15 protein-coding genes are annotated in these 11,908 nt (G+C 44.3%); 1 reads left to right on the top strand and 14 read right to left on the bottom strand.

The window, feature by feature from the left end; translation table 11 throughout:
• Nucleotide 1: 1 nt before the first annotated feature.
• The 13 genes from atpC to obgE all read right to left on the bottom strand — a co-directional run bounded on the left by atpC (nucleotide 2) and on the right by obgE (nucleotide 10,932).
• Nucleotides 2-388 (bottom strand): ATP synthase F1 subunit epsilon, encoded by a 387-nt coding sequence (gene atpC, locus YH65_RS03230; protein ID WP_046550602.1) that lies wholly within the window; start codon nucleotides 386-388, stop codon nucleotides 2-4.
• A 29-nt stretch (nucleotides 389-417) separates the two neighbouring features.
• The gene (gene atpD / locus YH65_RS03225) at nucleotides 418-1,818 is read right to left on the bottom strand and encodes a F0F1 ATP synthase subunit beta (protein ID WP_046550601.1); all 1,401 of its coding nucleotides are present in this window, start codon (nucleotides 1,816-1,818) and stop codon (nucleotides 418-420) included.
• A 14-nt stretch (nucleotides 1,819-1,832) separates the two neighbouring features.
• Entirely contained in the window at nucleotides 1,833-2,720 is an 888-nt protein-coding gene (atpG, locus tag YH65_RS03220; protein WP_046550600.1) for an ATP synthase F1 subunit gamma, read from the bottom strand.
• Nucleotides 2,721-2,732: 12 nt separating this feature from the next.
• Nucleotides 2,733-4,247, bottom strand: coding sequence for a F0F1 ATP synthase subunit alpha (atpA, locus tag YH65_RS03215; RefSeq protein ID WP_046550599.1), 1,515 nt, complete (start codon nucleotides 4,245-4,247; stop codon nucleotides 2,733-2,735).
• Nucleotides 4,248-4,271: 24 nt separating this feature from the next.
• Complete coding sequence (locus YH65_RS03210) at nucleotides 4,272-4,799, bottom strand: F0F1 ATP synthase subunit delta (protein ID WP_046550598.1); 528 nt, start codon at nucleotides 4,797-4,799, stop codon at nucleotides 4,272-4,274.
• Between the two features lies 1 nt (nucleotide 4,800).
• Nucleotides 4,801-5,346 (bottom strand): F0F1 ATP synthase subunit B family protein, encoded by a 546-nt coding sequence (locus YH65_RS03205; RefSeq protein WP_052746074.1) that lies wholly within the window; start codon nucleotides 5,344-5,346, stop codon nucleotides 4,801-4,803.
• A gap of 13 nt (nucleotides 5,347-5,359) precedes the next feature.
• Nucleotides 5,360-5,782, bottom strand: a complete 423-nt coding sequence (locus tag YH65_RS03200) for a F0F1 ATP synthase subunit B family protein (RefSeq protein WP_046550597.1) — start codon at nucleotides 5,780-5,782, stop codon at nucleotides 5,360-5,362.
• A 62-nt stretch (nucleotides 5,783-5,844) separates the two neighbouring features.
• The gene (locus YH65_RS03195) at nucleotides 5,845-6,717 is read right to left on the bottom strand and encodes a ParB/RepB/Spo0J family partition protein (protein WP_046550596.1); all 873 of its coding nucleotides are present in this window, start codon (nucleotides 6,715-6,717) and stop codon (nucleotides 5,845-5,847) included.
• Between the two features lies 1 nt (nucleotide 6,718).
• Nucleotides 6,719-7,504: a ParA family protein gene (locus tag YH65_RS03190; RefSeq protein WP_046550595.1), complete on the bottom strand. Its 786-nt coding sequence runs from the start codon at nucleotides 7,502-7,504 to the stop codon at nucleotides 6,719-6,721.
• Nucleotides 7,501-8,136: a biotin--[acetyl-CoA-carboxylase] ligase gene (locus tag YH65_RS03185; RefSeq protein ID WP_046550594.1), complete on the bottom strand. Its 636-nt coding sequence runs from the start codon at nucleotides 8,134-8,136 to the stop codon at nucleotides 7,501-7,503. Before YH65_RS03185 ends, YH65_RS03190 begins: the two co-directional genes overlap by 4 nt.
• Complete coding sequence (gene fmt, locus YH65_RS03180) at nucleotides 8,117-9,031, bottom strand: methionyl-tRNA formyltransferase (RefSeq protein ID WP_046550593.1); 915 nt, start codon at nucleotides 9,029-9,031, stop codon at nucleotides 8,117-8,119. The genes YH65_RS03185 and fmt overlap by 20 nt, the downstream gene beginning before the upstream one ends.
• The gene (proB, locus tag YH65_RS03175) at nucleotides 9,032-9,805 is read right to left on the bottom strand and encodes a glutamate 5-kinase (RefSeq protein ID WP_046550592.1); all 774 of its coding nucleotides are present in this window, start codon (nucleotides 9,803-9,805) and stop codon (nucleotides 9,032-9,034) included.
• A 5-nt stretch (nucleotides 9,806-9,810) separates the two neighbouring features.
• Entirely contained in the window at nucleotides 9,811-10,932 is a 1,122-nt protein-coding gene (gene obgE, locus YH65_RS03170; RefSeq protein ID WP_046550591.1) for a GTPase ObgE, read from the bottom strand.
• A 295-nt stretch (nucleotides 10,933-11,227) separates the two neighbouring features.
• Between obgE and YH65_RS03165 the strand changes: the two genes are divergently transcribed.
• Entirely contained in the window at nucleotides 11,228-11,545 is a 318-nt protein-coding gene (locus tag YH65_RS03165) for a hypothetical protein (protein WP_046550590.1), read from the top strand.
• A 103-nt stretch (nucleotides 11,546-11,648) separates the two neighbouring features.
• Here the strand turns inward: YH65_RS03165 and rpmA are convergent, their stop codons facing one another.
• The gene (gene rpmA, locus YH65_RS03160; RefSeq protein WP_012083540.1) at nucleotides 11,649-11,903 is read right to left on the bottom strand and encodes a 50S ribosomal protein L27; all 255 of its coding nucleotides are present in this window, start codon (nucleotides 11,901-11,903) and stop codon (nucleotides 11,649-11,651) included.
• Nucleotides 11,904-11,908: the final 5 nt, after the last annotated feature.

The raw sequence follows: 11,908 nt of genomic DNA, 5'->3' as shown, positions 1-11,908 counted from the left end.
TTTAAAAAGACTTTCCGATCTGTTCAACTTTGCTGACCGCTGATGCGATAGCGACACTTGAGGACTCCGCTTTTCTGATAAGTTCTTTCGCCTCTTCAAGTGCTTTGGCAAGGTCACTGTCCTCGCCGGAAAGAGCCACAGCTCCATCTACGATACAGGTTGTCTTCTCTTCATCGACTTTTACATAACCGGAGTTGATGGCAACAGCCACTTCACTTCCGTCCGCTTTTTCGATCACAATCACACCCGTATCGAGCAATGAGACCAAAGCAGCATGTCTTGGGAGTACCCCGAATTCACCTTCGCTGCCTGGAAGCGTTACCTGTTTGACTTCGTCATCAAAGATCACACCGTTGGGTGTGACGATTTCAAGCTTCATTAGTTCCATATATATCCTTTGTCAGACAAGAACTAAGCTTACTTAGCGTTGATCTTATCGTTTTTCGCAATAGCCTCAGCCATATTTCCTACCATATAGAATGCCGCTTCGTTCATGTCGTCGTATTTACCTTCAAGAAGACCTTTGAACCCTTCGATCGTATCTTCAAGTGTGACATACACACCAGGGCTTCCTGTAAATACTTCAGCAACGTGGAATGGCTGTGAAAGATATTTTTCGATCTTTCTTGCTCTTTCAACAACAAGTTTGTCATCTTCTGAAAGCTCATCCATACCAAGGATCGCAATGATATCCTGGAGGTCTTTGTACTTCTGAAGGATCTGCTGTACACCAGTTGCTACATTATAGTGCTCTTCACCGATAATTTGCGGATCAAGCATTCTTGAAGTTGAATCCAGTGGATCAACCGCAGGATAGATACCTTTTTCCGCAATAGATCTGTTAAGAACAGTTGTCGCATCAAGGTGTGCAAATACCGACGCCGGCGCCGGGTCGGTCAAGTCATCGGCAGGAACGTAAACAGCCTGAACTGAAGTGATCGAACCTTTGGTTGTCGATGTAATTCTTTCCTGGAGTGCACCCATCTCACGGCTAAGCGTCGGCTGATAACCAACCGCGGAAGGAATACGTCCAAGCAATGCAGACATTTCTGAACCCGACTGAGCGAAACGGAAGATGTTGTCGATGAACATAAGAACGTCAAGACCCATCTCGTCACGGAAATATTCAGCCATTGTAAGACCTGTCAGGGCGATTCTGTTTCTTGCTCCCGGAGGTTCACTCATCTGGCCGTAGCAGAGTGCAACTTTGTCAAGTACGTTGGACTCTTTCATTTCGTAGTAAAGGTCGTTACCCTCACGTGTTCTTTCCCCGACACCGGCAAATACGGAATAACCGCTGTGTTTCATTGCAACGTTGTTGATAAGTTCCATGATGATGACTGTTTTACCGACACCGGCACCACCGAAGAGTCCGACTTTACCACCTTTTGAATAGGGTGCAAGAAGGTCAACGACCTTAATACCTGTTTCAAAGACTTCTGTTTTTGTACTTTGATCTTCGAACGGAGGTGGATCTCTGTGGATAGACCAGTGTGTTTTCGCTTCGACAGGGCCTGCCTCGTCAATCGCTTCACCGATCACATTGAAGATACGTCCAAGAACCTCTTCACCTACAGGCACCTGAATAGAGTCACCAGTCGCTTTCACTTCCTGTCCTCTTACCACACCTTCACTCATATCCATAGCAATTGTTCTAACTCTGTTGTCACCAAGCTGTGCCGCTACTTCCAAAACCAATCTCTGTTCTTTACCCTCGAACATGAACGTAGTCTCTAACGCTTCATTGATCTCCGGTAGGTAGTCTGTGAAATCCACATCGATTACTGGACCCAAGACTTGTACTATTTTACCTGTCATTTCTTCTCCTCTAATTATTTCATTGATTCCATACCACTGATGATCTCGATGAGCTCAGTCGTAATCGCTTCTTGTCTTGCTTTGTTATACTTAACATTCAGATCTTTTACCATTTCTTTGGCATTCTTCGTTGCCGCATCCATTGCCTGCATACGTGCCGAGTGTTCAGCGGCAAGTGAGTCTATCAGAGCATAATAGATACTGTATTCTACATATCTCTTGACCAAGGCATCAAGCAATGTATCGTCATCATCCGGTTCAACTTCCATTTCTGATGTCGAGACTGCACTGAGTTCGAGCTGTGATGCATCTACAGGCAGAACCTGAGCTTCCCTGATCTCCTGGGTGATCATGTTGACATATCCGTTATGGATAAGGACGATCCTGTCCGTATCGCCATTGACATAAGACTCTACCACTTCAGAAATGAACTCTGAAGACTGCTTGTAATCCGGAGCTGCACTCAGGCCAACGATAGCATCATCAAGTTCAATATTGTTAAACTTGAAGTAGTCGATACCTTTTCTGCCGATCGCTCTGAGTCTGACCTTCGCACCTTTACTCTGATAGTCGGTAATCATCTGACTCGTTCTTTTGATTGTTTGGGAGTTAAATCCGCCACAAAGACCTTTGTCTGCCGTAATGAAAATAATGTCTACTTTTTTAGGATCGTTATTTTCCTGAAAAAAGATATTGTCAATGCCATCCACATTTGCATGATGCATCTTTTGAGCAATCTCTTCAATGAGCTCGGTCAGTTTTGCTGCATATACTCTGGATCTTTTGGCAAGCTCTTCTGTTCTTTTTAGTTTAGCAGAAGAGACAAGCTTCATGGCGTTAGTCGTCTTTTGTGTATTCTTTACACTGCTGATCTTACGCTTTATCTCTTTTAAATTAGCCATATTTAGCCTTTCTTAGCCAGCGAATGAAGTTTTAAAATCTTCTATAGCTTTTCTTAGTTGAGCATCTGTATCATCAGAGATCTTTTTCTCATTTCTGATAGCATCAAGTACAGATGCATATTTTGCTTCCATGAATGGCATAAGCTCTGCTTCGAACTTGGTAACAGAACTTGCTGCAATATCATCAAGGTAGCCGTTGGCACCGGCAAAAATAATCACAACCTGCTTTTCAACCGGAACCGGAACATAAGGCCCCTGCTTCAAGACTTCTACCATTCTCTGTCCACGCTCGAGCTGGCTTCTTGTATAGTCATCAAGATCAGATGCAAACTGTGCAAATGCCTGAAGTTCTCTAAATGAAGCAAGGTCAAGTCTCAATGTACCGGAAACCTGCTTGATCGCTTTGATCTGTGCAGCACCACCGACTCTCGATACAGAAAGACCAACGTTGATCGCAGGCCTGATACCAGAGTTGAAGAGGTCCGTCTCAAGGAATATCTGACCGTCAGTAATAGAAATAACGTTTGTTGGAATATATGCCGCAACGTCACCCGCCTGTGTTTCAATGATAGGGAATGCAGTAATAGAACCCGCACCCAACTCATCTGAAAGCTTTGCCGCTCTTTCAAGCAGTCTTGAGTGTAGATAGAAAACATCGCCGGGATACGCTTCACGGCCCGGAGGTCTTCTAAGAATAAGTGACATCTCTCTGTATGCAACCGCATGCTTGGAAAGGTCATCATAGAAGATAACCGCATGTCTACCGTTATCTCTGAAGTACTCAGCCATTGTTACACCTGCATATGGCGCAAGGAACTGAAGTGCGGCAGAGTCGGATGCACCGGCATTCACTATGATCGTGTAATCCAATGCTCCGTGCTCTTCGAGCTTCTTCACTGTTGCTGCAACTGTTGACTGCTTCTGGCCGATAGCAACATAGATACATACGACATCCTGACCTTTCTGGTTGATGATCGTATCGATCGCCAAAGTCGTTTTACCCGTTTGTCTGTCACCAATGATAAGTTCTCTTTGACCTCTACCAACCGGTACAAGGGCATCGATCGCTTTGATACCTGTCTGAAGCGGCTCATGCACTGATTTTCTCGCCATGATCCCTGGAGCTTTTTCCTCAACAAATCTGTGTTCTGCTGCTTCAATTACACCTTTTCCGTCAATCGGCTCACCCAGTGGGTTCACAACCCTACCCATCAGATTGTCACCTACAGGTGTTTTAAGAAGTTCACCGGCTCTTTTGACACTCATGCCTTCAATGATTCCCGCACTTGAACCAAGTACAACAACACCGACGTTTGCTTCTTCAAGGTTGAGGACCAATCCTTTTGCACCATTGTCGAACTCTACAACTTCTCCGGCCATAACGTTGTTAAGACCATACACGGTTGTAATACCATCCGCAATACCTACTACTTTTCCTACTTCATTGATGTCGACATCAATCTCAAAGTTCTCGATTCTCTCTTTGATGATCGAACTAATCTCATCTGCTTGCAATTTAACTGCCACTGATACTCCTTTACTGTTAGATAACTATAGAGATTTCTTAATGAAATCAATTAGCTGTTCTTTAACTCTCTGCTTGGAGAAGTTAACCTCAATACCCAAATCATCAACTGAAACACGCAATCCTTCCAGATCCGTTTTTTCCTGCTTTAGCTTTATCTTCGATCCTGTATATTTTTCCAGTGTCTTTTCAAGCTTTGCCAACTCTTCTTTTCCAAGTTTGTTGCTACTCTTTAATACACCTTCATACTGATTCGACTCTTTTTGAAGGTCTGCATTGAGCACCTTTGCAATTGCCGGGATCAGATCGAGTCTTTTGTTCTCGCCAAGGATCTTGATAAAATTCACCAGTGTACTGTCTGCCTCTTTTCCTATAGCCGAAAGGATCATATCCGTCTTTTTCTCCGCGGTTACGATGGGAGAGGTCAGTGCTTCATGTACTTCAGGTACCGAAATAGCTTCGGTCAGAACATTCAGAATAGAAACGATACTCTGCACATCTTGACTCACTGAGGAGAGCGCTGTCGCATAACGTTTTGCTATTAACTCTTCCATATTATGCCACCTTCTTTGATATGATATCGACTACTTTGGTTTCATCGAGCGTAATATCATCCACTGTGATATTTTCAGAAAGAACTTCGTCGATCACATCTCTTGCCGCTTTTCTCTCTTCAAGCATAATCTTCTCTTCGAACTGCTTTTCAAGAACAGCCAACTCGTTCTCTGATGCTTCAGTGATCTTCGCCGCAAGGATCTCAGCCTCTTTTTTTGCATCATCGATGATTTCGGAAGCTTTTTTCATACTTTCATCCAAACGAGCCTGCGCTTCTTTCTTTTCATCTTTTGCAGCCTGAAGCTTTCTTTCGATCTCTTTAAGCTGTCCTGCAATCCCTTCTCTTCTCTCTTTAAAAAAGTTCTTGATGGGGTTTGCCAGTAGATAATAGAGGATCACCGCAAAGATAGTGAAGTTGATCACCCTGGGCCAAAAGTCACTCTCTCTTCCTGTCTGCGCCAGGTAACGAGACTCTTCTCCATGTCCGCCACTTGCCAGAAGAATAGCAGGAACCATGAGCAAAGCGAATAGTGCTAATTTTTTCATATTCATCCTTTCCCTATAGTTTGCTAAACTTAGCTTTGAGGCTCTCTTTGAACAGAGGCATTTGTGAAAGCAGTGAGTTTTTAAGCTCTTCTTTGTCGGAAGCCAGCTTCTGGGCAAAGCTTTCGTATTTTTTGTTCAACTCTTCCTGCTTCGCTTCAACTTTACTCACAGCCAATGATTTCTCTTCATCGATCGCTTTCTGTCTTATCGCTGCAGCTTCAGCTTTGGCATTGTCAATGTTTTCAGCTGCCTTGGCATTGAGTTCGCCACTGTTACCACTGAGTCCTTTTGCCGCTTCCAAATCTTTTGCTATCGAGCTGTCTCTGTCATCCATAAACTTCAAAAGAGGCTTGAATAGCATATTATTTAAAAGAACAAGAAGGATCAGAAATAACACTAAGACGAACAACATCAATGGTAAATGTATGTCAAGCATTAAAACTCCTCATGTAATTTCGCAATATTTTACCATTATGGAAATGAGATGTTGGTTAAAATTCAGTCTTTTTTGAGGAATGTTAAAAAGTTTTCGATATCTTTCTCATTAGAAAAGCTTATCTCAATACTCCTGGCTTTGATCTTGTGTTCAAATGGAAGAAGCTTTTTGAGGGTCTTTTTATGTTTTTCAAGCAATTTGGATGTGGAGGGCTTGTCAGCCGGGGATGATTTGCCTTTTTTATAGCTCTTGACCATCTGCTCGGCATCACGGACAGAAAGTTTCTGTCCGATGATACTGTCAATGATGATCTTCTGCTTCTTCTCGTCAAGCCCTACAAGTACTTTGGCATGCCCCTGCGAGATCTTTCCCGATGCCACTTTTTTCTGTGCATAGGAAGAGAGGGAAAGCAGACGCATCGTATTGGTGATCTGCGAACGGCTTTTATGCACGATAGCTGAGAGTTCATCATGAGTGATCTTATGCACTTCTATGAGTTCGGCATAGGAATTTGCCAATTCGATGGCATTGAGATTCTCTCTCTGGATGTTCTCAATGAGTGCCAGTTCCCGCAGTCTTGCCTCGTCGATCTCCACATTGGCAATGATCGCTTTGATGGTGGTGATCTTTGCCAGTTTATGTGCACGGAGACGACGTTCTCCCGCAATCAACAGGAACCCGTTTTCTTTTTCAATGACAACGATCGGCTGCAGCAGTCCATGCTCTTTGATCGACTGGCTCAGTTCTTTGAGTGCCGATTCGTCAAAATGCTTTCGCGGCTGAAAGGGGTTTGCCGAAATACTTTTGACAGGCAGTTCTTCCACACGCGCACCCTGCGCTTCAAGTTCGGAACTGTCTATACTGCTGAGATCTTCTTTTTCATAGGCTTCTTCCACTTCGGAGAGTATCTCTCCCAGTCCTCTTCCCAGTGCCATGTTAACCTCTTACGATCACTGTTGCAAGATCTCTGTAGGCCAGAGAACCTTTTGAACTGGCTGCATACTGCGTTACCGGCTTGCCAAAGCTCGGAGACTCGGCTATCTTGACATTACGGGGTACCACAATACACTCTTTACCTTTTCTGATGTGGAAAAGCTTGTCTTTGAAATGGTAGCTCAGATCCGCCAGTACCTGCTTAGAGAGATTGTTCTGCTTGGAGTACATCGTAGGCAGGAAGCCTTTGATCTTCAGTTTCGGATTGATGGTCTTTTTTAATAGACTGACCGTATTCAAAAGCTGTGCCAAACCTTCAAGCGCAAAGAATTCGCACTGGATGGGAATGATGACGGAATCCGAGGCACTCAGCGCATTGATGGTAATAGGTCCCAGCGCCGGAGGCGAATCGATGATAATGTAATCATACACTTTCTTGATTTCTTTGATCTTCTCTTTGAGGATCAGTTCCCTATTCTTCTTTCTGCTGTTGTAGAACTCTTTTTCTATACCTACTAGACCGATGTTGGAGGGAACAAGGTCAAGCTTTTTGATCTGTGATTTGAGAATGACTTCGGAGAGTTTTTTACTGCCGATCAGCACATGATAGATATTGTATTCATAATCGTTTCTGTTGAAACCGAGACTGGTCGTTGCATTGGACTGGGGGTCGATGTCCAGAAGCAACACTTTCTTGCCCCTTTCAGCCAAAGAGGCTGCCAGATTCACTGCTGTCGTCGTTTTGCCTACGCCACCCTTCTGGTTGGCTATGCTTATCACCTCACTCATCTTGAACTGTACACCTTTTTTCCCCCTATTATCAAAGAGCCATCCTCGCACAAAGCGGCGTCTGCAAGGCTCTTTCTCTCGTTTTCAATATGGACTGAAAAACGTCTGCTTAATTCAAATTCTATCTGATATTCACTAAAAACCTGCTTCCATTTTGGAAATTTCAGGAGGCTTTCGAGGTACTTATGAAGAAGATTTTCAGGGCTTATATCGGACGGCAGGGAGCTGTAGCCGTTTTGGGATTTTTTCAGATTGATCCCGATACCGCAGACCAGTATATTTTTCAGTTTTCTGGTGATCGTCCCCCCTACTTTTGCTTCATCCAGATAAAAATCATTTGGCCACTTCAACCAGACGTTTTCACCCAGTGCTTCCAGGGTCTTTTTCATAATGAAAGAGAAGTAGATGGAAGCCGAAGAGAGAGGGAGGTCAGAGGGAAGATCACTTAACGAAACGGCAACAGAAGCGAAAAAATTCCCTTCGCCCCCACTCCACTCATTGTCACGGCTTCCTATACCTGAACTCTGCTCCATGGCAATCACTGCCACAGGTACATGAAGCTCTCCTTTTTCAATCTGTTCTACAAGATATTTCTGTGTTGAAGGCAGGCTTTTAAAGGATATTATCTCCAATTTTCTTCCCCCTTCCTACACAGTAGGCCTTGGCAGTCATCGCTTTTTTGGATGCCGGCTGCAAAATACCTATTTTCAAAGCACCTTTACTGCATCCCACAACAACACTCTCTTCTTCAAAAGAGAGTATCTCCCCAGCCGTATGTGTTTTATCGTTTTCAAGCAGTGCCACTTCATCAAATTTCGTTCCGTTGGCGGCAAAAATACCTGGCCACCCCTCAAATGCACGGTATTTGTTGTAAATGATCTCTGCATCCTCAAAATCGATCTGGCCGTCACTCTTCTTGATCTTTTTACAAAGACTCGCCTGACTCTCGTCCTGCACTTCCGGCGTGATCGTTTCAAAATTGCGTACCGTACTCAGAGTCAGCATACAGGCATCTCTGGTCAGCTGTTCCATCAGGGCGAACAGGCGCATCTCTTTTGGGATGACGAATTCGATCTTTTCGAGCATCGGTCCCGTGTCAAGCCCGGCTTCCATCAGCATTGATGTCACACCTGTCTTCTCATCACCGTTCAGCAAAGACTGCTGCACAGGAGAAGCACCGCGATACTGCGGCAGCAGCGAGGCATGCAGATTGATACAGGGAGCGATATCGAGAATAGATTGCGGCAGTATCTGCCCGAATGCCGCTACGATAATGAAATCAGGATTCTGGCTTTTGATCGCTTCTTCAATCCCCTCTTCACTCAAACGGCTGGGTTGGAGCACGTCAATACCATGTTCCTGTGCCAACACCTTGACAGGAGGAGGTGTCATCACCTTTTTTCGCCCTACGGGCCTGTCAGGCTGTGTCAGAACCAAAACAACATCCATATCTTCCGCATCTATAAGTGTCTTGAGTATCTCTCTGGCATAGTGGGGTGTCCCCATATAGACTATTTTGTATTTCATTTATGACCTCGTTGTGGGTGTGAACAATGTCCCGCCTTTATGTACACCTTCAATAAGAAATGCTCGTACATCAGTGAGATCAAATCCACTCGCAAGGAACATCTCCCGGTCATGATTCATCAGAAAATCGGCCGCCTGAAGTTTTGTGACGATCCCTCCCGTAGCGAATTCATTATTCGGAGTATGCTCAGCAGCGAGTTCTTCTTCCTCTATCTCGTTGACCACGGCCCTGCGTTTGGCATCTTTATGGCAGTTGGGATCTTTGTCATAGAGTGCATCGATATCGGAGAGTATTACCAGAATATCTGCATCGAAATAGTGTGCGACGTGCGCAGAGAGCCTGTCGTTGTCTCCAAAGACAAGTTCCTCGATACTCACTGTGTCATTTTCATTGATGATCGGCACGACATTGTTGGCAAGCAGTGTATCAATAGCCACTTTAGCATGGGAAACATGTTTATCAGATTCAAATACATCCGCACTAAAAAGAACCTGTGAACAAAGCAGGCCGAATTTTGCAAATTTCTCCTGATACATCTTGAGAAGTAACGGTTGGCCGATGGCAGCCAGGGCCTGCCTGTTGGCGATCTTTTTTCTGTCAAGTGGGAGTTGTGTATAACCTGCAGCAACCGCACCCGAACTTACCAGAGCCACTTCATAACTGTGTTTCTTCAAGTCGGCGATAAGTCCGACCAGTGCCATCATTCTCTCTCTGGCAATACTCCCGTCTTCCGTCAGGATATGGGAACCTACCTTAATCACGATCCGCTTCATCTTACCTACTTCTCTTCAGCTTCTGTTTCTTCTTTGACATTTTTGACAAAATCACCCAGTGCATAACGCAGTGCTTCTGTATTGAGGTGCGCTACTGACGAGATAGGCAGAACGAACAATGGTTCTTTTTTAGGCAATAGTACACCAAAGTCCGTTTTGAAGCCATAAGAGAGATAGTTCATATCCGCTTTATACTTCTTCAATGTATCATTGGCTTTCAAACCTATGTCATCCAGAAACGTCTCTGTCAGAGTATTAACTTCATCCTGGCTCAACGAATCTATCTTGGTGATGGCAATAGCATGTTTCCTTCCGGCGAGTGTTTCGGAATATCTGTCCAACTCTACCAGCAGTGTTTCGTACTGGTACTTCATCTCACGGTAATTGGCCGCATCGATCATCAAAAGCAGTGTTTTCGTCCTTTCGATGTGCTTGAGGAATTCCAGTCCCAGACCACGCCCGTCACTGGCGCCTTCGATGATACCCGGAATATCCGCCATCATAAAGGAGTCATAGTCACTGATATGTACGACTCCGAGTTTTGGTGTCAATGTAGTGAATTCATAGTTAGCTACCTGTGGCCTTGCATTGGAAAGTGTTGCAATGAGTGTTGATTTACCCACATTCGGATACCCAACCAGTCCCACATCTGCAATAAGCTTCATCTCAAGTCTGACCTGTTTAGTGATACCAGGGAGTCCGGGCTGTGCATAGGTCGGTCTCTGGTTCGTCGAACTCTTGAAGTGCATATTACCCAGACCGCCCTTCCCGCCTTCAAGGAATTTGACGACTTGTCCTTCTTCTGTAAGGTCCAGCAGCTCTTCTCCTGTCTCCATGTCTACAACTGTTGTCCCCGGAGGTACGATGATCGTAGTATCCTGGCCTTTTCTTCCATATTTCTTACGCCCTTCTCCAGGACGGCCATTCTCCGCTTTAATATGGTTACGGCCTCTGAGACCTGAGAGCGTGTCGGTATTGTTGTCTACCTTGAAAAATACCGAACCACCACGGCCACCGTCACCGCCGTCTGGGCCACCTTTGATGACGAATTTCTCCGTCCAGAATGAGATGGCACCTGCACCACCTTTACCTGAGCTGATCAACAGCTCTACACTATCTACGAACATATATTAAACCTTTGTTATTAAAAAAAACCATCCAACTGCATACAGTGATGGTAAATAAATTATGGAATTATACCCAAATCCTGAAGTAGAATTCTTTCAATCTTTACAATGCTTGTGTTTAAGGTTTTTATATCAAATTTGAGTCGAACCCATAGGTTCGGTGATGATTTTACATGAAGACCTTGAATATAATGATTGTGAAGAGTGTTAAATTTTATTTCTGGATCTGGGTATAACCCAAATCCGGAAAATACTCGCTATAATTTTCCTATCAATTCTTTATGGGGTATATACAATGAAATATCTTAAGTCCATGACACTGAGTACAACGGCACTGCTACTGCTTACTGCCTGCGGAAGCGTACGTCATGTACCGGAAAGTAAAGGCGGTTTCTACTACAGCGGTATCTATTTTGGCAAAAACTTCTCGCAAACACTGAAAGAAGGTGTAGAAGACGGTTGTGATACATCCAAAGGACACTATACAAAGAATCATACACTCTTCAACAACGACAGAGATTACAATACCGGATGGTTCCTCGGACGCAGCAGATGTATACCGCTATTCAAAGTCGAAGAGGATGAAAAACCCGTCAATACACCTGATGTATAGTCAAAGCTATCCAGCTTAATTATTTTACTTCGAACAATATCAATGAATTTTGATAAATTTAGAAAAAAACCCTTCTCGCCAGAGGAGAAGAGTTGGTGGGGAATTACGCAGGAACTACAGAAACTCTTTTTTGGCTTCTTGATCTGTTCTCGAATTTTACTACACCTTCAACCATTGCGAAGATCGTATGGTCTTTACCCATACCTACGCCGTTACCTGGGTGCACTTTTGTTCCTCTTTGTCTGATGATGATGTTACCGGGGATAACTTTTTCACCACCGAACTTTTTAACGCCTAGGCGACGTCCAGCTGAATCACGGTTATTTTGAGTGGATCCTTGACCTTTCTTGTGTGCCATATCTT

It is taken from the genome of Sulfurovum lithotrophicum (genome assembly GCF_000987835.1).
Taxonomy (GTDB): Bacteria; Campylobacterota; Campylobacteria; order Campylobacterales; family Sulfurovaceae; genus Sulfurovum; species Sulfurovum lithotrophicum.
Note: the sequence above shows the minus strand (reverse complement) of the source record. Positions and strands in the feature narration are given on the sequence as shown.

Bases quoted from the DNA above. Each gene is read 5' to 3' on its own strand.
- atpC (WP_046550602.1), bottom strand. From the start codon at position 388: ATGGAACTAATGAAGCTTGAAATCGTCACACCCAACGGTGTGATCTTT.
- atpD (WP_046550601.1), bottom strand. From the start codon at position 1,818: ATGACAGGTAAAATAGTACAAGTCTTGGGTCCAGTAATCGATGTGGAT.
- atpG (WP_046550600.1), bottom strand. From the start codon at position 2,720: ATGGCTAATTTAAAAGAGATAAAGCGTAAGATCAGCAGTGTAAAGAAT.
- YH65_RS03210 (WP_046550598.1), bottom strand. From the start codon at position 4,799: ATGGAAGAGTTAATAGCAAAACGTTATGCGACAGCGCTCTCCTCAGTG.
- YH65_RS03205 (WP_052746074.1), bottom strand. From the start codon at position 5,346: ATGAAAAAATTAGCACTATTCGCTTTGCTCATGGTTCCTGCTATTCTT.
- YH65_RS03200 (WP_046550597.1), bottom strand. From the start codon at position 5,782: ATGCTTGACATACATTTACCATTGATGTTGTTCGTCTTAGTGTTATTT.
- YH65_RS03195 (WP_046550596.1), bottom strand. From the start codon at position 6,717: ATGGCACTGGGAAGAGGACTGGGAGAGATACTCTCCGAAGTGGAAGAA.
- YH65_RS03190 (WP_046550595.1), bottom strand. From the start codon at position 7,504: ATGAGTGAGGTGATAAGCATAGCCAACCAGAAGGGTGGCGTAGGCAAA.
- fmt (WP_046550593.1), bottom strand. From the start codon at position 9,031: ATGAAATACAAAATAGTCTATATGGGGACACCCCACTATGCCAGAGAG.
- proB (WP_046550592.1), bottom strand. From the start codon at position 9,805: ATGAAGCGGATCGTGATTAAGGTAGGTTCCCATATCCTGACGGAAGAC.
- obgE (WP_046550591.1), bottom strand. From the start codon at position 10,932: ATGTTCGTAGATAGTGTAGAGCTGTTGATCAGCTCAGGTAAAGGTGGT.
- YH65_RS03165 (WP_046550590.1), top strand. From the start codon at position 11,228: ATGAAATATCTTAAGTCCATGACACTGAGTACAACGGCACTGCTACTG.
- rpmA (WP_012083540.1), bottom strand. From the start codon at position 11,903: ATGGCACACAAGAAAGGTCAAGGATCCACTCAAAATAACCGTGATTCA.